This is a genomic window from Aeromonas sp. s5, assembly GCF_040907865.1.
Lineage (GTDB): Bacteria > Pseudomonadota > Gammaproteobacteria > Enterobacterales > Aeromonadaceae > Aeromonas > Aeromonas dhakensis.
On the sequence record NZ_JBFOCO010000005.1, the window covers coordinates 248,447 to 270,063 of the forward strand.

The window sequence follows — 21,617 nt, forward strand, 5'->3', positions numbered from 1 at the left end:
TGGCGGGGCTTTGGTGCAAGGATGGCGGAGTGTCAGGCCTGTGCGGCGGCGCGCTTGGGCAGCAGCAGATTCATGATGATGGCGGTGAGGCCGCCGGTGGCGACACCGTAGGAGAGCACGCTCTTGGCCAGATCCGGCAGGTGCTGCAGCACTTCCGGCACCTGTGCCACCCCGAGGCCCATGGCCAGCGACACCGCCAGGATCATCAGGGCGCGGCGGTCCAGCTCCTCGCGGGAGATGATGCGCACGCCGGCGGCGGCGATGGTGCCGAACATGACGATGGTAGCGCCGCCCAGCACGGGTTCGGGGATCTGCTGCACCAGGCTCGCCACCGCCGGGAACAGGCCGAGCAGGGCCAGCATGGCGGCGATAAAGAGACCGACGTGGCGGCTGGCCACCCCGGTCAGCTGGATGACGCCATTGTTCTGGGCGAAGGTGGACATGGGAAAGGTGGAGAAGACCGCCGCCAGCATGGAGTTGGCGCCATCGGCCAGCACGCCTCCCTTGATCCGCTCCATGTAGACAGGTCCTTCCAGCGGCTCGCCGGAGATGTCGGAGGTGGCGGTCATGTCGCCGATGGCCTCGAGCGCCGTCACCACGAAGATGATGGCGAGCGGCACGAACAGCTGCCAGTCAAAGCCGAGCCCGTAGTGCAGCGGAACAGGCACCATCAGCAGCGGGCCGTCGAAGGTGGGGGCGTTGACCTTGCCCAGCAGCAGCGCCACCGCATAGCCCACCAGCATGGCGATCATGATGGCGGAGAGGCGCAGCCAGGGGTTGCGGCTGCGCTGCAGCAGCACGATGAGGCCGAGCACCAGCAGGGAGAGGAAGAGGTTGGTGTGGCTGGCGAAGCTGCCGTCCGCCAGGGCGCCGTAGCCGCCCCCCATGCTGATGAGCCCCACCTTGATGAGGGTCAGGCCGATGAGCAGCACCACGATGCCGGTCACTAGCGGGGTGATGATCCGTTTGACCAGGTGCAGGAAGCGGCTCATCACCACGATAGTGAGGGCGGCCGCCAGCATGGTGCCGAACAGGGTGCCCAGCAGATCCTCTGTGGGCATGGCCGCCTGTTTGAGGGCGAGGCCGGAGGCGATGATGGGGCCGAGGAAGTTGAAGCTGGTGCCCTGCACCGAGAGCAGGCCGGAACCGAGGGGGCCGAAGCGGCGGGTCTGGATGAAGGAGGCGATGCCGGACATGACCAGCGACATGGAGACGATATAACGGGTGTCGGCGGCAGGGAGGCCGAGGGCGTTGGCGATGATGAGAGGAGGAGTGATGATGGCGACAAACATGGCGAGCATATGCTGCAGAGCGGCGAACAGGGTCTGGGGCAGGGGTGGGACATCCTCTATGCCGTAGACCAGTTCGCTGTGGGCTCGTCTGGGTGGATGGGCCTCTCGGGTTGCGCGTACGGCGGCAGCCTGTTCCATAAATACCTCGAATATGTGGGGGAGGGGGGAGAAAATTGGGCGCTATTTTAGTGATTGAGAACGGGCTGACCAGCGCTAATTCGGCTGGAAACGGGTTTATTTTTCCATGGGTTGAAACGTTTGCGCGCGGCGATTATGATCCGCCGGTTTGTGTGACGGCGCTCGCCCGTAAATGGCCCGGGTTGCATAGGATTTTGCCGCCGCACGGCGTAGAATGAGGCCTCTGTTGCGATTTGGAGGCTCTGGATGCTGAAGCTGTCGGAGTTCTGGAGTGCCCGTGCCCACTCCGAAGATTTTACCCTGACCCGCATGGGCTTTATGACGGTGCGTCTTCGGCTGCTCACCTGTCTGCTGATGGTGGGCCTGCCCGCCTGGGCGGTGGTGGACTGGCTGACCTTGCCTGCCGCCCAGTTCGATGAACTGTTTCAGGCCCGGATCTTCTGCCTGCTCGCCCTCTCCCCGCTCATCCCCTTCTCCTACCTCATCCATTTCAAACGCGAACGCATGAAGCTGGCGCTTGGCTACCTGATGGCGGTGATGATGCTCTTCTCCCTCATCTGCCTGCACAGCTTCGGCGCGGCTCAGGAGCTGCAGGCGGGCTACATGGCCTTCCCCTACCTGCTCATCAGTCTGTTCGCCATCTTCCCCATTCCGCTCTCCCTCGGCCTGCAGCTGGCGGGGGGCATTCTGGTCACCATGCTGGCCGGCAACTGGCTGCTGGTGGGGCAGCCGCTCTGGAGCGTGCAGACCCTCAACCAGATCTGGCTGCTGGGGCTGTTTACCCTGGCCAGCAGCTGGGTGCAGTGCGGCCAGCTCAACATGCTGCTGCAGCTCTACCGGGAGTCCACCACCGACGAGCTGACCGGCATGATGAACCGCCGCCTGCTGATGAAGCAGCTGGAGAAGGCGAGGATGAACATGGTGCGCAAGCAGGTGCCGTTTGCGGTGCTGTTGCTGGATCTGGATCGCTTCAAGCGCATCAACGACACCTTCGGCCATCTGGCGGGGGATGCGGTGCTCAAGGAGGTGGCGGCGACCCTGGCGGAGCAGCTGGAGCCCGGCATGGTGCTGGGCCGCTACGGCGGCGAGGAGTTTGCCATCCTGCTGCCCAACTGCGCCGAGCTGGCCCAGGCCAAACGGGTGGCCGAGCGGCTGCGGGTGGCGGTGGAGGCGCGGCTGGTGAAGAGCCCCACCTCCGATGAGCTGCTGGAGGTGACGGTGAGTATCGGCCTGACCCTGGCCCTGCGCGGCGAAGGGGTGGAGGATCTGCTCAATCGGGCCGACGAGTGCCTCTACATGGCCAAGATGGCCGGGCGCAACTGCGTGGTGGGGGAGCCGGGCGGCACGCCGGCACAGCCTGCCGCCATACAGACAGATGCCGCCTGAGGGCGGCATCTTGCTTGAGCGGGGTTGGGCGGGCTCAGCCCAGCTGGTACTTGCCGGAGAGCTGCTGGGCCAGCAGCTTGAACATGTTGAACACCGCCATGGTCTTGCCGGTCGGGGTGCCATCTTCGGCCAGGAAGAACTCCCCTTTGAACACCAGGATCTCCCCCTTCTGCTCCACCGAATCGGCACGCATGCCGTGGATGAAGTCTTCGTGTTCCTTGATGATCTTGTTGGCCATCTCCAGCAGGGCAGTCTCGGTGATCAGCTCTTTTTGTGGTTGCATGCTCGTCTCCTTAAACGACTACTGGGCAGGGGGCATAAGGGTCGGCCCTGCCTCTGATTGAAGAGGAGGCCAGCATACTGCAAAGCGGGATTTTCTGTCATTGATATGACCCCGCATTTTCCCGCTTTGCTCTCTTCCCTTATCCCAGCACCAGATTGCGCAGCCAGCGGCGCTGACGGATGCGGCGCTGCACCAGCAACACCTTGCTGAGCTCTTCCAGCAACATCACCGCCACCACCCAGGAGAGGGGCCAGCCGAGCAGGTTGACCGCTCCCCAGGCGAGCGGCAGGCCGATGCACCACATGCCGACGATGTCGATGAAGATGCTGTAGTTCACATCCCCGCCCGAGCGCAATACCCCGACGATGCCCACCATGTTGAACACCTTGAGCAACATGCCCAGACACAGGATGGCGAGCACCTGGCCAGCCTCCGTCATCAGCTCGCCCGGCAGGTTGCCGACCCACTGCAGCAGGTGGGTCTGCAGCAGCCAGACCGCGATCCCCACCAGCAGGGCACCGATGGGGGCAAGCAGCAGGAAGAGCTGGGAGTGCTGCCAGGCGACCTCGTACTCCTCGGCCCCGAGCCGGTGGCCGAGCAGGGTGGAGCAGGCCACCGCCAACCCGAAGAAGAGGGAGATGAGGATACTCTCGAGGGTGCCGAGGGTGGTCATGATGGCCAGCGAGTCGGTGCCGAGGTGGGCGTAAAGAAAGCCGTAGAGCAGCATGCCGAAGGCCCAGAGCCCGTCGTGCAGCAGCAGCGGCAGGGCGATCAGGGTGAAGCGCACCACCTCCTTGCGCTTGAAGGCGGCCAGCCAGTCTTGCTTACGCGGGATAAGACGGGGTTCGATGCGCCACACATAGCACAGCAGCAGCGCAGTCTGCAGCAGCCGCGAAATCGTGGTGCCCCAGGCCGAGCCGGCCACCCCCATCGCCTCGAAACCGAAATGGCCGAAGATGAGGGCGTAGTTGAGGATGACGTTGGCGATGATGGCGATGATGCCGATGCGGGTGGGGGCGGCGGCATTGCCGACCGAGCGCAGCGCCGACTCCAGCGGCACCACCACAGCGGTGCAGAGGATGGTGGCACCGGTGATCATCAAAAACTCGTCCGCCAGCTCGCGCAGCGCGGGCTCCTGGCTGGCAAAGCCGAGCACGCTGCCAGGTGAGAGCACATAGACGAGGGCAAATGGCAGGCTCACCGCCAGGGCCCCCACCAGCGCCAGCGCCAGCGAGCGGCGCACCCCGGCCATCTCGCCGCGGCCGTAATATTGTGCCGCCAACACCGAGACCCCGCCAGAGAGCCCCGCTATCACCAGCAGATTGAAGAAGAAGACCCGGTTACCCAAGCCGACCGCCGCCACAGCCGTGGTGCCAAGCTGGCTCACCATCATGATGTCGATGAGACCGAGCAGGGAGAACATCATGGATTGCAGCGAGACCGGCAGGGCCAGCCGCCACAATCGGGTCATGAACTCGCGATCGGTGGTTTGTTTTAAAATCGCTTGCCAATAATTCATTTATGTTAACCGGGTAGATAAAAAGCAAGGTTTGTCATAGGTATGATAGGGGGAGTAGCGGGTGGCTTCACTGTGAGCCTCTCTCGGCTTTCTTGTGCAAAACTATCCTGTTGAGGTGCTATGCCGTTTGTCAGCGAGTGTCTGGAAATCGCCCCGGCCTGCGAGGAGCGAATGCTGGGGCGCGAAGGGCTGCCACTGCTCGGGGAGGCGGGCATCTTCCTGACCGGGCTGTCGCACATCCGCGATCACTACCTGATCCGCCGCAACCGGCCGGAGTTTCACATCCTGATGGTGAGCCACGACGAGGGGGGCTCCCTGCTCACCGATGACGGCGAGCAGCCCATCCCGGCCGGTTCGCTCATCTTCTTGCCGGCGGCAGTGCCGGGCGGCCTCAAGCTGGTGGGGGCGCAGTGGCGCACCAGCTGGATCCTGCTTGACGACGTGCCGCGCTGGCAGCACCTGCACCGGCTCGGTCACCGCATCTGGCAGGGGGAAGAGGGGGAGCCGCTCTATCACCTGCTCAGCCTGATGCAGGGGGAGGGCGTGCGTTCACCGCTGCAGCCCCAGCTGCTGAGCCTGCTGCTGGCGCTCTTGGAACGCACCCTGCAGAGGGAGGTGCGCGGCACCCCCGAGCTCAGGTTGCAGGCGTTGTTTCGACGGGTGGAGGCACGCCTCGACGAGCCCTGGAGCGTGGCCTTGTTGGCCGACCAGATGGCCTGCTCGGTGCCCCACCTGCACCGGCTCTGCCGGCAGGTGTTCGGCATGAGCCCCATGGCCTGGCTCACCGAGCTTCGTATGAACAAGGCGCGCCAGCTGCTGCTCTATACCAACTGGCCGTTGGGCGAGCTGGCCAGCAGGGTCGGTTACAGCGACGGTGCCAACTTTGCCAACCGCTTTCGCCGGCTCACTGGTCTGACCCCTGGCGCCTTTCGTCGCCTGGGTCGCAAACCTTTTGCAACGGATGTGCAAACTCTTTGAAATTAACGGCGCAAGCCCATAGGATCGGCGGACTCCTTCGTCCAGGTCATCGTTTAGGTACCCGATCCATGTTTGAAGATAATAACCAGAAACGTCCCCTCTACATTCCCTATGCCGGTCCGGCCCTGCTGGAGACCCCGCTGCTCAACAAGGGCAGCGCCTTCACCAGCGAAGAGCGCAGCAACTTCAACCTCGAAGGCCTGCTGCCCCAGAATATCGAGACCATCGAAGAGCAGGCCGAGCGGGCCTACCGTCAGTTCATGGCGTTCGGCAACGACATGGACAAGCACATCTACCTGCGCAACATCCAGGACACCAACGAGACGCTGTTCTACCGGTTGCTGACCAACCACCTGACCGAGATGCTGCCGGTCATCTACACCCCGACCGTCGGCAAGGCGTGCGAGGAGTTCTCCAACATCTATCGCCGTGCCCGCGGTCTGTTCATCTCCTATCCGGACAAGGACAGGATCGATGACATGCTGCAAAACGCCACCAAGCAGAACGTCAAGGTGATCGTGGTCACCGACGGAGAGCGGATCCTGGGCCTTGGCGATCAGGGCATCGGCGGCATGGGTATTCCCATCGGCAAGCTGTCGCTCTACACCGCCTGCGGTGGCATCTCGCCGGCTTACTGCCTGCCGGTGGTGCTGGACGTGGGCACCAACAACCAGCAGTTGCTCAATGACCCCTTCTACATGGGCTGGCGCAATCCGCGCATCTCGGGCGAAGAGTATGCCGAGTTCGTCGACGCCTTCATTCAGGCGGTCAAGCGCCGCTGGCCCGACATCCTGCTGCAGTTCGAGGATTTCGCCCAGAACAACGCCATGCCGCTGCTCAATCGCTACAAGAACGAGCTCTGCTGCTTCAACGATGACATTCAGGGCACCGCCGCCGTGACCCTCGGCAGCCTCATCGCCGCCTGCAAGGCCTCCGGCGCCAAGCTCTCCGAGAAGCGGGTCGCCTTCCTCGGCGCTGGCAGCGCCGGTTGCGGCATCGCCGAGCAGATCGTGGCGCAGATGAAAGCCGAGGGGCTGACCGATGCCCAGGCTCGCAGCCGGGTCTTCATGGTGGACAGATTCGGTCTCATCACCGACAAGATCCCCAACCAGCTCGACTTCCAGCGCCGCCTCTCCCAGCCGGTGGAACGCATCGCCGACTGGCCGGTGGGGGACAACATCTCCCTGCTGGAGGTGATGGAGCACGGTCGTCCTGACATCCTGATCGGGGTCTCCGGCCAGCCGGGGCTGTTCACCGAAGAGGTGGTCAAGACCATGCACAAGCACTGTGCCCGCCCCATCATCTTCCCGCTCTCCAACCCCACCTCCCGGGTGGAAGCCACCCCGGCCGACCTCATCCGCTGGACCGACGGTCAGGCGCTGGTGGCCACCGGCAGCCCGTTTGCACCGGTGGAGTACAAGGGCAAGCGCTACGTCATCGCCCAGTGCAATAACTCCTTCATCTTCCCGGGGATTGGCCTTGGCGTCATCGCCGCCGGCGCCACCCGGGTGACCGACGCCATGCTGATGTCGGCCAGCCGCGCGCTGGCGGAGTGTTCACCGCTGGTGAAAGGGGAAGAGGGCTCCTTGCTGCCGGATCTGGCGGACATTCATGAGGTTTCCCGCTACATCGCCAAGATGGTGGCCAAGACCGCCATGCTGCAGGGCAAGGCGGTGCAGACCCCGGACGAGGTGATCGATCAGGCCATCGAGGCGAACTTCTGGCGCCCAGAGTACCGCCGCTATCGCCGTACCTCCTTCTGATCCTGCGCAAAGGAGCAAAGCAAAAGGGATGCCTCGGCATCCCTTTTTTGTGCATGGCGTGGCGGGCTTGCTGGCCGGCGCGCTGTCATCTGCACCTGGTCACACGTCCGGCCCTCTGCTCGGCCGGGTTCACTGCTCTGCTGGCATCTCCGGCGCGGCGCTTCCCTGGGTACCGGTGACCCGCACTTCCACCCGGCGATCCGGGGCCAGGCAGTCGATGAGGGCGGCTTTGGCCTTGATGGCATCACACTGGCTGCCGGTGACCGGATTGCTCTCGCCATTGCCCTGGATGCTCACCTTGTCGGCGGGCAGCCCCTTGCCGATCAGGAAGTTGGCAACCGTGCTGGCGCGGGCCTCCGACAGCCTCTGGTTGTTGGCATCCGTGCCTATGCGGTCGGTGTAGCCCATCACCACGGCGCTGCCATCCTTGGGCTGGACGTCGACGATCTGCTGGTAGAGCGAGTCGAGTGCCTGCATCCCCTCCGGCTTGAGATCCGCCTTGCCGAACGCAAACAGCACGTCCGAGCTCAGGTTGAAGGTCTGATCCACCGGCTCGGGGGCGGGGGGGGGCGGGGGAACGACCATGGGGGCGGGGGCCGGCTCGACCGGTTTGCTGCGGTTGGGGTGGATCACCAGCTCCAGGGTGGCGGTGCTGATGTCGCTGACCCAGCGCTGGGTACCGCTGCCCACCTTGTCGTTGTCGGGATCGTCGCCGACCCGGACCAGATAGCGGTAGCGGGCCTGGATGTCGACCCAGTCGTGCAGTTTGGCGGTGAGGCCGAGGCCGGCCAGCGGGGCCAGGTTGTTGTCACCGCCGTTGACGGATTTGACGTGGTAGAGGTAACCGCCCCCCTCGGCGAACACCGAGAAGATATCCCCCAGCGGCAGCCGCCCAATCACCGACAGGGTGGCGCCCTGGCTGCTGAAGTCATTGCCCTGCACATCCCAGTTGCCGGTCGACAGGTAACCCAGTTCACCCCCCAGGTTCTCGGTGAAGTTGTAGCCGCCGAACAGGGAGAGCGCGGTGGCGTCCTTGCTCGCATCCTTGCCAAAGTCACCCAGATCGTGAGCGATGGCCCAGCCGCCACCCACCCCGGCGTACCAGTCGTTGTCCGGCGCCGCCTGGGCACCCGTGGCCGCCAATGCCAATGCAATCCAAACCGGTTTTAGTTTTATGTTCATCGCGTATCCTCGTCGATGCTGGTGTAGTAGGGCGCAAGCCCTGTTGAGTACAACCACCACTATTTATAGGTGATGCAGAGCGTTTAACCAGCTGACGGGGCAGGTTGGCAGGAAATGTGCACAGAAATGCGCACAAAAGCGGACCAGGATGGCGGGCCTGACGAGGGGAATAAAAAAGGAGGCCTGATGGCCTCCTTCATGGTCAGCGGGCTGACGACTTACTGTTGAACTTGCTGTACACCGGTGACGCGCACTTCAACGCGACGGTCTGGCGCCAGGCAGGAGATCAGCTGAGCCTTGGCCTTGATGCCGTTGCACTGGGTGCCGGTGACCGGGTTGGCCTTGCCTTGACCCTCGATGGAGACCTTGCCAGCCGGCAGACCCTTGCCGACCAGGAAGTCGGCCACGGTGCGGGCACGGGCTTCGGACAGCTTCAGGTTGTAGGCTTCGGAGCCGATGCGGTCGGTGTAACCGACGACCACGGCGCTGCCATCTTTGGGCTGAACGTCAACGATCTGCTGATACAGGGTGTTCAGGGCGGCCACACCTTCCGGCTTCAGAGTGGATTTGCCGAAGGCAAACAGCACGTCCGAGCTCAGGGAGAAGTTCTTGTCGACCATCACCGGCTCAGGAACGGGCTCGGGTGCCGGGGCGGGCACAGGGGCCACATAGGTGGTGCGGTTCGGGTGCATCACCAGCTCCAGGGTCGCCACGCTCATGTCGGTTTCCCAGGTCTTCTGCTCGTCACCCAGGTTCCACATGTAGCGGTAGCGGGCTTGCAGATCGAGCAGGTCGGAGAGCTTGGCGGTCACGCCCAGACCGGCCAGCGGGGCTGTACCGTTGTCGCTGCTGCCGTTGCCGTTGACGTGGTTGAAGTAGGCGCCGCCTTCTGCAAACACGGAGAAGATGTCGCCGAGCGGCAGACGAGCCAGACCGGACAGGGTCGCGCCCTGGGTCTTGAAGTCAACGCCGTCAACGCCGCCTTTGCCGGCATAGAGGTAACCCAGCTCGGCGCCGAAGTTCTCGTTGAAGTTGTAGCCGCCGAACAGGGAGAGCGCGGTGGCGTCCTTGTCTGCGTCTTTGCCGAAGTCGTCCAGGTCGTGACCATAAGCCCAACCTGCGCCCATACCTGTGTACCAGTCGTTGGAGGCTTGAGCGGTGGTGGTGCCCATGGCTGCAATGGCCAGAGCAATCAGGGTGGGTGCCATTTTCATTTTCATCGTTTTATCCTCGTTGAGTTTGCCGTGCTAGGGCGTACTGCGCACTCTTTCAGTTATACCGGCCGCAGATGACAGTCACGCTGCGACCTCCATGGTGAACCACGGTTGGTCTGAATGAAAAAAGAGATGGTTCCTGGATACTCACGAAGCCTTGGCTTCATGGACAACTAACCGGGCCGAATGCACTTTTAATAGTTCATCCAATACCTTACAAGCGGGTTTACTGTATTCTTTTGACTCGCACGGATCAAGTTTCTGTACAGATATCCAGCACTGGCGCGGCGCTGCGGTGATTATGGAGAAGGAAGCCGAGGGAAACGATTTGACAGGAAGTGACGCTGGTTGCTGTGTTTTTGCTCAAAAACAGGCGGCGGGCAAACAAAAGGGGATGCCGTGGCATCCCCTTTTCGCATTATCTGAACTAAGTCAGATTACTTCTGAACTTCTTGTACGCCAGATACGCGAACTTCTACGCGACGGTCCGGAGCCAGGCAGGAGATCAGCTGAGCTTTGGCTTTCACGCCATTGCACTTGGTGCCGGTAACCGGGTTGGCTTCGCCACGACCTTCGATGGCAACCTTGCTGGCAGCCATACCCTTGCTGACCAGGAAGTTGGCAACGGTGCGGGCACGGGCTTCAGACAGCTTCTGGTTGTAGGCGTCGGAACCGATACGGTCGGTGTAACCAACGACAACAGCGTTGCCATCTTTCGGCTGGAACTCAACGATCTGCTGGTACAGAGCGTTCAGGGCAGCAACGCCTTCCGGCTTCAGGCTGTCTTTGCCGAAGGCGAACAGCACGTCGGAGTTCAGGGCGAAGTTCTTCTCAACTACCTGCGGAGCCGGGGCCGGGGCTTCTTCAACAACTGGAGCCGGAGCCGGAGCTACGTAGGAAGTACGGAACGGGTGGTATACGGCTTCCAGGGTCGCAACGCTCTGGTTGGACTTGTAGCGTACGTCGTCCGGGGCGTCGCCTGCGTGCAGGTCAGCCACGTCCCACATGTAGCGGTAGCGAGCTTGCAGATCCAGGGCGTCGTTGACCTTGTAGGTCACGCCCAGGCCAGCCAGCGGGGATACTTTGGTGTCGCTGGTGCCCAGACCGTCGGTGTGAGCCCAGTAGGCGCCGCCTTCAGCGAAAGCGGAGAAGTCGCCGCCCAGCGGCAGACGAGCGATACCGGACAGGGTGGCACCCTGGTTCTCGTAACGCAGACCGTCGGTGTTGCCGCGGCCAGCGTACTGGTAACCGAATTCGGTACCGAAGTTTTCGGTGAAGTTGTAACCGACGAAGGCGTTGGCAGCAGCAGCGTCTTCAGTACCAGCGTAACCGCCACCACCGATCTTGTTCAGACCGTTGAAGTGGGCAGCACCGGCACCGGCACCGAAGTAGATGTCGTCAGCGGCGTGAGCGGCAGTTGCACCCATGGCAGCCATGGCGATGGCGATCAGGGAAGGAGCCATTTTCATCATAAAAAAATCCTCGTTGAGATGGCACGTTGTTCACGTGCTTCGCACTTTTTAATTTATGTAAGCTGCAGGCTCTGCCGAACAACAGCGTTGAGTCTGGCAGGGATCCCGGTTCCTTCCGGGAGGCACGCATTCCTGGTGCACTAGCGAGCGGGGGACATTGCAAAAACAATGGTTCACCCCTTCACGAACAGCCGGTGTCATTCCGATGACGTGGCGCACTCTATGCCGAATTCAAAACATGATCAAGCTCACACATAATCCATATGGCAGATTGTGTCGTGTGGGTAACTAGCTGTTTATCCAGATTAATTAGTGATCCAAATAGGATCTGTGCAGTCTCTTTTCGAGTTTCATATAGGCCTGAACCCAGTCAGATTGCGCCATGGCGGGAGATTCCCTCGCCTGGAACACCGCCAGATAATCGGCCTCGGTTGCTTCGCACAGTAAGGGTGTAAAACTGACCAAAAAATGCCGAGCCAGGTAGGGATCGAGGGGCCAGATATTGAGGATGGCCCGGGCCACAGGCTGTACTGCAGCTGAACAGCAAAAGTGGCGGTGGCCCGCCTCGAGCCAGTCGGCCATCTCGGCAAGCGCGCGGGTGGGGACCAGACCGCCATCCCCTTTTGTGCTGGCCAGTGTCAGCTGTTGGCCATTGCCAAGCAGCAGGGTTCCCGCTTCCTGCATGACACCGTCGTGGCTGCGCAGGGAAAGTCCGGCAACGGGCTGGTCGAGAAACAGGCTGCTCTTGTCATCCAGCGCAGCCAAAACTGCTGCCGCCTGATCGTGCAGGGCGGCGGGCAACCAGAAGGCTTCGGCGCGTGTCTGCTGGCCCTGCTGCAATTGGCGACTGAGTTCTGCGGGGGAGGATACCGGGTGTAAACAGGAGATTATGCCGGGAAGTGCCATGGGTTCTTACTCTTAAGGGATAGCCCGCGGATTATACGAGTAATTCCTGTGGCAACAATAAAGGTTTCTTTTCGAGACTGTTTACCTGAGGCGGTTGAGCGATTACCATCCCCGATGTTTGCAAGGGTTGTCGTCGAAAGACGCTGATTAAAGATAGAGACTCGACCATAACGAGTCCGTTCAAAACTGATACACTTGACTACGAGTCGTCGCGAAAAATAAAGGTGGAGTCAATCCGCCGTACGGAGTATGGAACAATATGAATTCAAATATCGTAACTGTTGGTAAGAAGATCCGTCAGATCCGTGAAGCAGTCGGCCTGAGCCGTCCCAAGTTTGCTGATCTGCTGGGCGTTCCCCCGACCACCCTGAAGAACTATGAGCTGGGTTATCGTGAAGTTGGTGGCGCCTTCCTGGTGGCCCTGGCTCACCACCCGGAACTGCACAAGTTCACCCTCTGGCTGCTGGCTGACAAGAAAGTCGCCGAGATCGGCCAGATCGGTCCGGACGATATTGCCAAGGCTTGAGCTGATTGAGCCCTGACAAAAATGCCGCCCTCGAGGCGGCATTTTTTATTCATCATATTTATTATTGATTTAATTAAATTTGGCTATTTGTGCTCTCACCAAGGCTTTTCACGAAAATACCTTGGCAAGCCGAATCAATCCTCAGAAAATTCCGACCGCTAAAATTAGCAGTACCCCTCGCATGATGCGCACAGTGAGACAAGCATGAGTCAAATCACCCCCAAGGCCAGAGATGGCTTTACCAGCAAATTCGGCGTCCTTGCCGCCACCCTGGGCTCAGCCGTCGGGCTGGGAAATATCTGGAAGTTTCCCTACCTGACGGGCGAAAACGGCGGCGCCGGTTTCCTGCTGGTCTATGTCATCGCCACCCTGCTGGTCGGCCTGCCGGTGATGATCTCGGAGATCATGCTGGGGCGCAAAGGCAAGTCCGATGCCGTCACCACCCTCAGCAAGCTGGCCCCCAAGGGGCAGCCCTGGTGGTTGATCGCCCTGATGGGGGTGCTGGCCGCCTTCCTTATCATGTCCTTCTACTCCGAAGTGGCGGCCTGGGTCTTTGCCTACATCTTCAAGGCCGTTGACGGCTCCATCCTGTCGACTGATCCCAAGGTGACCGGGGCGGCCTTCGGGGCGCTGATAAGCGACCCATTGCAGAGCCTGCTCTGGCAGTGGCTGGTGCTGATCCTGATGGGCGGCATCCTGCTGATGGGGGTCTCCAAGGGGATCGAGGCGGTCACCAAGAAGCTGATGCCGGTGCTCTTCATCCTGCTGCTGGTCATCGGCATCCGCAGCCTGACCCTGCCGGGCGCCAGCCAAGGGCTGCACTTTCTGTTCTCGCCGGATCTCTCCAAGATCACCGCCGGGGTGGTGCTGACCGCCATGGGGCTCGCCTTCTTCAAACTCTCCATCGGCATGGGCTGCATGATGACCTATGGCAGCTACTTTCGGGATGATCAGAACATCCCGCTGACCACCTTCCGGGTGATGTGCGCCGATCTGTTCGTTTCCATGCTGGCCGGCATCGCCATCTTCCCGGCGGTATTCGCCTTCGGCTTTGAGCCCACAGCCGGTCCCTCCCTGCTGTTCATCACCATACCGGCGGTGTTTGCCAGCATTCCGTTTGGTCATCTGTTCATGGTGCTGTTCTTCGTGCTCTCCGCCATCGCCGCCACCGGCGCCATGCTCTCCATCCTGGAAGTGCCGGTCTCGGTGGTCTCCGAGCGATTCCACATGAGCCGCCCCAAGGCAACCCTGCTCAACCTGCTGGTGCTGGGGGCGGTGGGGTCGACCTGCGCGCTTTCCAACAGCTCGCTGGCGGACGTTCATATCGCCGGCAAGACCTTCTTCGACCTGTTCGACTTCGTCTCCTCCAACGTGTTGATGCCCCTTGGTGGCATCTTCCTCTGCCTGTTCGTGGGCTGGGTGTGGGGTTTCGAGCGGATGAAGGAGGCGCTGACCAACGGTGGCGAGCTGGAGCTGGCCATCCTCAAGCCGCTCTTCTTCATCATCCGTTACGTGTCGCCGCTGTTGATCCTGATCGTGATGCTCAAGGGGTTGGGGCTGTTCTAGACCAGCCGTTTCCACAGTAAAAGAGCGCCGCAAGGCGCTCTTTTTATTGGTGATGCGGATCCGGTGAACCGTGCTAGATGAGGCCTAAGCGGGACAACTCTTCCTTGAGCTGATCGGCGTTGCGCTCGACGCAGGCCTCGCCCTCGTTGATAGCATCGCTGGCGCGGTGGAAATCCATGATGGAGAAGCTGCCAAGGCGCGGGCAGAGCTGGATCTCGGGCGGGTCGCCGGCCATCCGGGCCCGGGTGATGCGCTCCTGCATGATGTTGATGGAGCCGGTCATCACGCTCCACATGCCGGGTGTGTTGGGGCTGTCGCCCCGGTTGAACCACTGGCTGAAGCGGTTGCCGCCACTGGGTTCGTCCGGCTCGTCGGTCCAGGGTTGGTGCATGTCGGCGTTGAGGTTGACCGCGATCACCACCTCGGCCCCCATGGCGCGGGCCAGCGAGATGGGCACCGGGTTGACCACGGCGCCGTCCACCAGCCAGCGATCGTCGACCCGGGTCGGGGTCAGGATGCCGGGCATGCCGCAGGAGGCGCGCACGCACTGGCGCAGCGGCCCCTGCTGCAACCAGATCTCGCGGCCGGTGTCGAGCTCGGTGGCGACGCAGGCGAAGGGGAGCGGCAGGCTCTCGATGGCGGGATCCCCTAAGTGGTTGGCGGCGATGCCGAACACCTTTTCGCCGCGAAACAGGCCGCCGGAGAGGGCCGGATCGAGCAGGCTGACCACCTGCAAGCGGCTGAAGCCGCGCACCCAGCTCTCCAGCTTGTCCAGTTCACCGGCGGCATAGGCGGCGCCGACAAAGCTGCCGATGGAGCAGCCGGCCACCAGATCCGGTTTGACACCGAGCCGCTCCAGCGCCCGTATGATGCCGATGTGTGCCCATCCACGGGCTGCGCCGCTGCCAAGAGCCAGTCCCACACGGGGTTTTCGTGCCACTTTGTCTCTCCGAACATGAGTGAGGGGATCAGCTTACCCGCAGTTGCCGGCGCCGTCATCCTGCCAGGGTTCACTGCGGTTGCGCCCGTTGGCCTTGGCCTGGTAGAGCGCCACGTCGGCCCGCCTGATGGCCTCTTGCAGCGGCGTCTCGGCGCTGCTGTGGTGATAGCCGAGGCTGATGGTGACAGCCAGCGCTGGCGCCAGCTCCTGCCAGGGGTGACTGGCGATGTGCTGGCGCAACCGCTCGGCCAGCTGGTCGAGTGGTTCGCCCCCTTTGGCCGCCAGCAGCAGAAACTCCTCGCCGCCCCAGCGGATCAGGGCATCTTCCCGCCGCAGGTGCTGCTGGCACAGGCGCACCAGCTGGATCAGCACCTGGTCGCCCACCTCGTGACCAAAGCGGTCGTTGACCTGCTTGAAGTGATCGCAGTCGAACATGATCACCCCGACGCTGCCCCCGCGCTGTTGATGGCGGCGCTCGAACTCGTCGAAGTAGTGGCGGTTAAAGGCGCCGGTCAGGGCGTCGTGGTTGGAGAGGTAATCCAGCTGCCGGTTCAGGCGCCGGGACTTGAGGTTGGCGAGCACGGCCCAGGCCATAAAGAAGAGGGCGATCAGGGTTGGCGCGGACTGACTGAGCAGGGCCCACAGCAGGGAAGGCAAAGGGACGCGATGGAGCAGGGTGAGCCCGGTGTCAGGAATGGCGTACTGGAACTGAAACGCCCCCTGGAGCCAGCGATAGCCATCCCATGCCTCTACCGGCTTGGGGGCTCGGCTATGCTCCCGCGCGCTGCTGGCCAGAATATGGTGATCTTGATTGACCAGAAACAGGGTTCCAATTCGTGGTGCGTGTTCCCTCATCATCTCATCGAGCCGTGAGAGTAAAATATCCATGCTGATGACTCCCACCAGCATCTGCTCCCGCACTATGGGCTTGGACAGCGTGATCATCATTCCCTGACCTGCAGTATCTGCGTAGGGACGCGATATGATGACGCGCTGGCTGGGGTTTTGCTTTTGCAGGGCATCCAGCCAGTAGGATTGTTGATAGAGTTTTCGTTGAAAATGAAAGCGGCTTGAGGGCACCCACGGATAGACATAGATAAAATCATCTGCCCCGGTGAAATAAACCCAGGTGACCTTGTCTTTCAGCAACTTGGTGGCGGTGGACAATAAAGGCGAGAGGCTTAATGCCAGGTGGATCCTGGCTTCGCGCTCGCCGCCCGGGTCAGGCAATGGTCCTAGCCCGGTCAGATTGCCAACGAGCCCGACGGGCAGGTCGGGGGGGATCTGATCCAGTGAGAATCTTCGCGTCGGGTCTACGTGAAGGACCTTATAAAGCTGGCGGGTCAGCGTCGACTGCGGATTGCTGCGCAGCCGTTCCTCTGCCTGGCCTCGCATGGCTTCGAGGAAGGCTGTCATCTGCTTAAACTGAGACTGCAAGTGAGTCGCACTATGGAGAGAATCTTGTTTGTTGAATTCGACGAGCTGTTCCAGCGTCTGATGGAGGGTGAGGGCGAGCAACAGCATGACGACAATACCAGGCAGCCAATGCTGTCGGTGTAGAGCATTGTGAAAGCGTGTTATTGGCATATTGACGGTCGTACCTGATTTTCACTGATTCAATTGTCAGTCTAGGTAGTAACCATGGAGAACATCTCTTCTGGATGCTATTTCGGTGATCTCACCCCACTCTTGTTACGTTTTGTCACATTTATACATAGTCACGGCATAGTCAGGGGGTAACATGGTGACCATCATTGATGAAGTGCCCTCTTTTCTCTTAATTTCATGGATTGCTTGATGAAAATGCGTACTTGGCTGGTGCTTGCCTGCCTCTCTCTGCTGATTTCCGCCGGCTGGTATTACCGCCACTCCGCCCCTGCCGGCAAACCCCAGCCACGTCAGGTCAACATCCGGGCGCAGACGGTCAGCCAGAGCCTGGCCGAACCCTCCATCAAGCTGGTGAGCAAGCTGGCCGCCAACCGCTCCGTGGTGATAAGCCCCGAGGTGACGGGCCGCATCGTCAAGATAGCGGTGCGCTCCGGCCAGCAGGTCAAGCAGGGGGACGTGCTGATCGCCCTCGACGCCGGCAAGCAGCAGGCCGAGCTGGCCGAGCAGAGCGCCAGCGTGCGCGACGAGACCCGCAAGCTGCGGGACATGCGCCGGCTGGTGGCGCGCGGCGCCATCACCACCTCCGAGCTGGAGGGGCAGGAGGCCACGGTCGCCCAGGCTCAGGCACGCGCCGATGCCGCCAGGTACGAGCTCTCCCTGCGCACCCTGCTGGCGCCGTTCGACGGTTCGGTCAGCCTCATCGATCTGAGCGAAGGGGCCCTGGTCAACAGCGGCGATACTCTGCTCCATCTGGACGAGCTGGCCAAGCTGCGGCTCGATCTGGCGGTGCCCGAGCGCTACCTCTCGCTGCTGCGCCCCGGCATGGCGGTGACGGCGACCAGTTCGGCCTGGCCGGATCAATCATTTCGCGGCGTGCTGGAGACCCTGGACAGCCGCGTCTCCAACGATACCCAGAACATCAAGGCGCGGGTGATCATTCCCAATCCTGACGGTCAGCTGCGCCCCGGCATGCTGCTCAATGTCGAACTCTCCCTGCCACCACAGAAGATGACCCTGATCCCGGCCCAGTCGGTGGAGTATGCCGGCGAGCAGCGCTTCGTCTATCGTCTCGAACCCAATGGCAAGGTCAAGCGGGTGCCGGTGGTGCTGGGGGATACCCATGGCGAAGAGGTGTGGGTGACCGAAGGGCTCAAGGTGGGCGATCGCATCGTGGTCGAGGGGCTGGTCAACCTGCGTGACGGCGTCAGCGTGCACGATCTGGCGGAGGTCAAAGGCTGATGTGGCTCTCCGATATTTCCGTGCGCCGCCCGCTGGTGGCGGTGGTGCTGAGCGCGCTGCTCACCGTGTTCGGTCTGGTGGCGTTTTCCAAGCTGACGGTGCGGGAGATGCCGGACGTGCAGACGCCGTCCGTCTCCATCACCACCATGTACGAGGGGGCCGCCCCCGCCGTCATGGAGAGCCAGGTCACCAAGCCCATCGAGGATCAGCTCTCCGGCATCAGCGGCATCAAGAACATCAACTCGGTGACCCGCAAGGGGCGCTCTGTCATCACGGTGGAGTTCAAGCTCGGCTGGAACATGGTGGAGGGGATCTCGGATGTGCGCGACGCCATCTCCCGCGCCCGCCCCAAGCTGCCGGACGAGGTGGATGAACCTCTGGTCACCAAGGACAACGGCAACGGCGACGTGGCGGTCTGGCTCAACTTCAGCAGTACCCAGATGGACCGCACCGCCATGACCGACTACGCCAACCGGGTATTGGTGGATCCCTTGAGCCTGGTGGACGGGGTGAGCGAGGTGTCGCTCTCCGGCGATCTGACCCAGGTGATGTACGTGCGACTGCGCCCGGCCGACATGGCGGCGCGCGGCGTCACGGTGGCGGACGTGCAGGACGCCCTCAAGCGTGAGAACATCGAGCTGCCGGGGGGCGAGATCCGCAACAACAGCATGACCATGGCGGTGCAGATCGCCCGGCTCTATCACACCGCCGCCGATTTCCAGGCGCTGCAGGTGCGCACCGCCGCCAACGGCCAGAGCATCTATCTGGCCGACATCGCCGATGTGGAGGTGGGGGCCAAGAACGAAGACAGCGCCTACCAGCGCAACGGCCGCGAGAGCCTGGGGATAGGCATAGTCGCGCAGTCCACCGCCAACCCGTTGGCGGTGGCGCAGGGGGTCGAGAAGAAGATGGCCGAGATGCAGCGCTTCCTGCCGGAGGGGGCGACCCTGGAGGTCGACTACGACTCCACCATCTTCATCAAGCAGGCCATCGACGAGGTGTACGAGACCCTGGCCATCTGCGCCGTGCTGGTGGTGGCCGTGCTCTACCTGTTCCTGGGGCAGGGGCGCACCACCCTCATTCCGGCCATCACGGTGCCGGTCTCCCTCATCTCCGCCTTTATTGGCGCCTGGTATCTGGGCTTTTCCATCAACCTCATCACCCTGCTCGCCCTTATTCTCGCCATCGGTCTGGTGGTGGATGACGCCATCGTGGTGGTGGAGAACATTCACCACCATCTGCAGCGCGGCGAGCCGCCCCTGCTGGCGGCCTGGCACGGCACCCGCGAGGTGGGCTTTGCGGTGATCGCCACCACTGCTGTACTGGTGATGGTGTTCGTGCCCATCGCTTTCATGGATGGCATGGTGGGCCGGCTCTTTACCGAGTTCGCCATCCTGCTGTCGCTGGCGGTGCTCTTCTCGTCGCTGATCGCGCTCACCCTGACCCCGGCCATGGGCTCCTGGCTGATGCGCTCGGTGGATCAACCCAACCGGCTGACGGCGGCGCTCGATCGCGGCCTCGGCTGGGTGGAGAAGCACTATCGCACTCTGCTTGGCGCCGTGCTGCATCACTCCCGTTGGACCCCGCTGGTGCTGGTGCTCTGCCTGGGCGGCATCGGCGCCCTGTTTGCTCAGCTGCCCACCAGCCTGACCCCGACCGAGGATCGGGGCGTGCTCTACGTCTTCGTCAAGGGGGCCGAGGGCACCAGCATCGAGCGGATGAAGCGCAACATGCAGCAGGTGGAGGCGGCCATCATGCCGCTGCTCGGCAAGGGGGTGGTGCAGGCCATGAGCTTCAGTGCCCCGGCCTTCGGCCGCGGCGGCGATCAGACCGGCATGGCCATCATCCAGCTCACAGACTGGGCCGAGCGGGATGAGACCGCCACCGAGTTTGCCAAGTCCCTGAGCGGGCGGCTGGCCGGTATTCCGGACGTGATGATCCGCACCTTCCAGCCGGGCTTTCGCGGTGGCTCCACTGCGGCGGTGCAGTTCGTGCTGCAGGGCTCCGATTACGCCGAGCTCTATCAGCAGGGGCTGGCCCTGAAAGAGGCGGCAGCCCAGAGCGGCCTGATGGAGACGCCGGATCTCGACTATGCCGAGAAGACCCCGGAGCTGCAGGTGACCATAGAGCGGGATCGGGCCAACCAGCTCGGCATCCCGGTCTCCACCGTCGCGAGCTCCCTGCAGGCCCTGCTCGGCGGCATCAGCCAGACCACCTATGTGGACAGAGGGGAGGAGTATGACGTCTACCTGCGCGCCAACCAGCGCGATTTCAATGGCGTCTCCGACTTGAGCCGCATCTACCTCAAGGCAGCCAACGGCGAGATGGTGACCCTCTCGACCCTGGCCACCGTCAAGCAGGTGGCGAGCCCGCAGCGCCTCAATCACTACCAGCGCCAGAAGGCGGTGACCCTGACCGCGGATCTGGCGCCGGGCCATACCCTGGGTGAGGCGCTGGATTACCTGGACGGCTGGGCCAATGCCAACCTGCCAAACGGAATGACGGTGGATTATGCCGGCGAGTCCAAGGACTATCGCGACAACCAGGGCGAGATGGTGATGGTGTTCGCTCTGGCCCTGCTGGTGGTCTATCTGGTGCTGGTGGCTCAGTTCGAGAGCATGCTGACCCCGGCGGTGGTGATGGTGACGGTGCCGCTCGGTATCTTCGGCGGCCTGCTCGGCCTCTGGCTGACTGGGCAGGAGATGAGCATCTACAGCCAGATCGGCATGATCATGCTGATCGGCATGGTGACCAAGAACGGCATCCTGATCGTCGAGTTCATCAACCAGCTGCGCCAGCGCGGTGAAGGGTTCGACGAGGCGATCATCGCAGGCTCGGTGCGCCGCTTGCGCCCCATTCTGATGACCTCGCTCACCGCCATCATAGGGGCCGTGCCGCTGATGCTCTCCATGGGGGCGGGCTACGAGAGCCGGATGTCGGTGGGCACAGTGGTCTTCTTCGGCTTGTCTCTCGCGACCCTGGTGACCCTGCTGCTGGTGCCCGCCATCTACCATCTGCTGGCCAGACGGGCCGGCATGACCGGCGCGCGGGATCAACAGGTGGACGAGGCACTGGCCGCCAGCGAGGGCGCCTCGCAGCAGGACAAACCGGCCGCCTGATGCGGCCCCCCATATAGGGGCAGAGGCTGGCAAGCAAATGGCTGCGGGTTAATATGTAGCCAGTTTGATACTCGAGGTGAGTCATGTTGCCATCAGCCATTTATGAGCCGCTGCCCTTTGCCTACATGGGCAGCGGTTTGCTGTTGTTGGGGATTGCCGATCAGCCGGGGCTGTTGCTGGCCGGGTTGGCACTCTATCTGGCCGGTTCGCTGGCCTGGTTTCGGCGCGGCGCCTATCGCCGCCCAGACAAGCACCGGCTGATGCGAAAGCAGGGCTGGCCGCTGTGGCTCTACGAGAGCCGACCGTTTGCGCTGATCCTGCTGGGTTTGCTGATGCTGCGTCTGGCCACCCACCCGGTGTTCCTGGCGCCCGCCCTGGTCTGGTGCCTGCTGGGGGGCTATCAGCTACTGCAGCGCCACTACAACCGCATCGTGCTGGCCCGCGCCCTGGCCTGAGCCGACCATTGACCCGCACTTTTGAGGCGAG

The 21,617-nt window shown here is 62.4% G+C and carries 17 protein-coding genes; 8 read left to right on the forward strand and 9 right to left on the reverse strand.

The window, feature by feature from the left end; translation table 11 throughout:
- Nucleotides 1-32: 32 nt before the first annotated feature.
- Nucleotides 33-1,430: a nucleobase:cation symporter-2 family protein gene (locus AB5Y94_RS02285; RefSeq protein ID WP_025202058.1), complete on the reverse strand. Its 1,398-nt coding sequence runs from the start codon at nucleotides 1,428-1,430 to the stop codon at nucleotides 33-35.
- Between the two features lie 246 nt (nucleotides 1,431-1,676).
- On the opposite strand from AB5Y94_RS02285, the gene AB5Y94_RS02290 reads away from it, so the two are divergent.
- On the forward strand, nucleotides 1,677-2,816 hold the full coding sequence (locus AB5Y94_RS02290; RefSeq protein WP_368204640.1) for a diguanylate cyclase: 1,140 nt from the start codon (nucleotides 1,677-1,679) through the stop codon (nucleotides 2,814-2,816).
- Between the two features lie 34 nt (nucleotides 2,817-2,850).
- Here the strand turns inward: AB5Y94_RS02290 and AB5Y94_RS02295 are convergent, their stop codons facing one another.
- Both AB5Y94_RS02295 and AB5Y94_RS02300 read right to left on the reverse strand, forming a co-directional pair.
- On the reverse strand, nucleotides 2,851-3,099 hold the full coding sequence (locus tag AB5Y94_RS02295) for a YciN family protein (RefSeq protein ID WP_005298586.1): 249 nt from the start codon (nucleotides 3,097-3,099) through the stop codon (nucleotides 2,851-2,853).
- 139 nt (nucleotides 3,100-3,238) lie between these two features.
- Nucleotides 3,239-4,618, reverse strand: coding sequence for an MATE family efflux transporter (locus AB5Y94_RS02300; RefSeq protein WP_368204641.1), 1,380 nt, complete (start codon nucleotides 4,616-4,618; stop codon nucleotides 3,239-3,241).
- A gap of 120 nt (nucleotides 4,619-4,738) precedes the next feature.
- On the opposite strand from AB5Y94_RS02300, the gene AB5Y94_RS02305 reads away from it, so the two are divergent.
- A complete protein-coding gene (locus tag AB5Y94_RS02305; RefSeq protein ID WP_368204643.1) occupies nucleotides 4,739-5,596 on the forward strand; it encodes a helix-turn-helix transcriptional regulator in 858 nt (285 codons plus the stop codon).
- Nucleotides 5,597-5,664: 68 nt separating this feature from the next.
- Complete coding sequence (locus AB5Y94_RS02310) at nucleotides 5,665-7,359, forward strand: NAD-dependent malic enzyme (protein ID WP_017765762.1); 1,695 nt, start codon at nucleotides 5,665-5,667, stop codon at nucleotides 7,357-7,359.
- A gap of 129 nt (nucleotides 7,360-7,488) precedes the next feature.
- Here the strand turns inward: AB5Y94_RS02310 and AB5Y94_RS02315 are convergent, their stop codons facing one another.
- From AB5Y94_RS02315 to AB5Y94_RS02330, 4 genes are all read right to left on the reverse strand, one after another.
- A complete protein-coding gene (locus AB5Y94_RS02315) occupies nucleotides 7,489-8,541 on the reverse strand; it encodes an OmpA family protein (RefSeq protein ID WP_368204644.1) in 1,053 nt (350 codons plus the stop codon).
- Between the two features lie 218 nt (nucleotides 8,542-8,759).
- The gene (ompA, locus tag AB5Y94_RS02320; protein ID WP_005298595.1) at nucleotides 8,760-9,761 is read right to left on the reverse strand and encodes a porin OmpA; all 1,002 of its coding nucleotides are present in this window, start codon (nucleotides 9,759-9,761) and stop codon (nucleotides 8,760-8,762) included.
- A 431-nt stretch (nucleotides 9,762-10,192) separates the two neighbouring features.
- Nucleotides 10,193-11,227: an OmpA family protein gene (locus AB5Y94_RS02325; protein ID WP_017766527.1), complete on the reverse strand. Its 1,035-nt coding sequence runs from the start codon at nucleotides 11,225-11,227 to the stop codon at nucleotides 10,193-10,195.
- 309 nt (nucleotides 11,228-11,536) lie between these two features.
- Complete coding sequence (locus tag AB5Y94_RS02330) at nucleotides 11,537-12,133, reverse strand: hypothetical protein (protein ID WP_211051549.1); 597 nt, start codon at nucleotides 12,131-12,133, stop codon at nucleotides 11,537-11,539.
- A gap of 259 nt (nucleotides 12,134-12,392) precedes the next feature.
- Between AB5Y94_RS02330 and AB5Y94_RS02335 the strand changes: the two genes are divergently transcribed.
- Nucleotides 12,393-12,659, forward strand: coding sequence for a DNA-binding transcriptional regulator (locus AB5Y94_RS02335; protein ID WP_005298604.1), 267 nt, complete (start codon nucleotides 12,393-12,395; stop codon nucleotides 12,657-12,659).
- A gap of 204 nt (nucleotides 12,660-12,863) precedes the next feature.
- Complete coding sequence (locus AB5Y94_RS02340; protein ID WP_017783395.1) at nucleotides 12,864-14,225, forward strand: sodium-dependent transporter; 1,362 nt, start codon at nucleotides 12,864-12,866, stop codon at nucleotides 14,223-14,225.
- A gap of 73 nt (nucleotides 14,226-14,298) precedes the next feature.
- On the opposite strand, the gene AB5Y94_RS02345 is transcribed toward AB5Y94_RS02340, so the two are convergent.
- Nucleotides 14,299-15,165, reverse strand: coding sequence for a patatin-like phospholipase family protein (locus AB5Y94_RS02345; RefSeq protein WP_005298608.1), 867 nt, complete (start codon nucleotides 15,163-15,165; stop codon nucleotides 14,299-14,301).
- Between the two features lie 33 nt (nucleotides 15,166-15,198).
- Complete coding sequence (locus AB5Y94_RS02350; protein ID WP_368205005.1) at nucleotides 15,199-16,656, reverse strand: diguanylate cyclase; 1,458 nt, start codon at nucleotides 16,654-16,656, stop codon at nucleotides 15,199-15,201.
- A 306-nt stretch (nucleotides 16,657-16,962) separates the two neighbouring features.
- On the opposite strand from AB5Y94_RS02350, the gene AB5Y94_RS02355 reads away from it, so the two are divergent.
- The 3 genes from AB5Y94_RS02355 (at nucleotide 16,963) to AB5Y94_RS02365 (ending at nucleotide 21,586) form a co-directional block, all read left to right on the forward strand.
- Nucleotides 16,963-18,012 carry an efflux RND transporter periplasmic adaptor subunit gene (locus tag AB5Y94_RS02355; RefSeq protein ID WP_042049317.1) on the forward strand — a complete coding sequence of 350 codons (1,050 nt, stop codon included), beginning with the start codon at nucleotides 16,963-16,965 and terminating at the stop codon, nucleotides 18,010-18,012.
- Nucleotides 18,012-21,131 (forward strand): efflux RND transporter permease subunit, encoded by a 3,120-nt coding sequence (locus tag AB5Y94_RS02360; protein WP_368204646.1) that lies wholly within the window; start codon nucleotides 18,012-18,014, stop codon nucleotides 21,129-21,131. Before AB5Y94_RS02355 ends, AB5Y94_RS02360 begins: the two co-directional genes overlap by 1 nt.
- Before the next feature lie 83 nt (nucleotides 21,132-21,214).
- The gene (locus AB5Y94_RS02365) at nucleotides 21,215-21,586 is read left to right on the forward strand and encodes a hypothetical protein (RefSeq protein WP_010634698.1); all 372 of its coding nucleotides are present in this window, start codon (nucleotides 21,215-21,217) and stop codon (nucleotides 21,584-21,586) included.
- The last annotated feature ends 31 nt before the right edge of the window (nucleotides 21,587-21,617 follow it).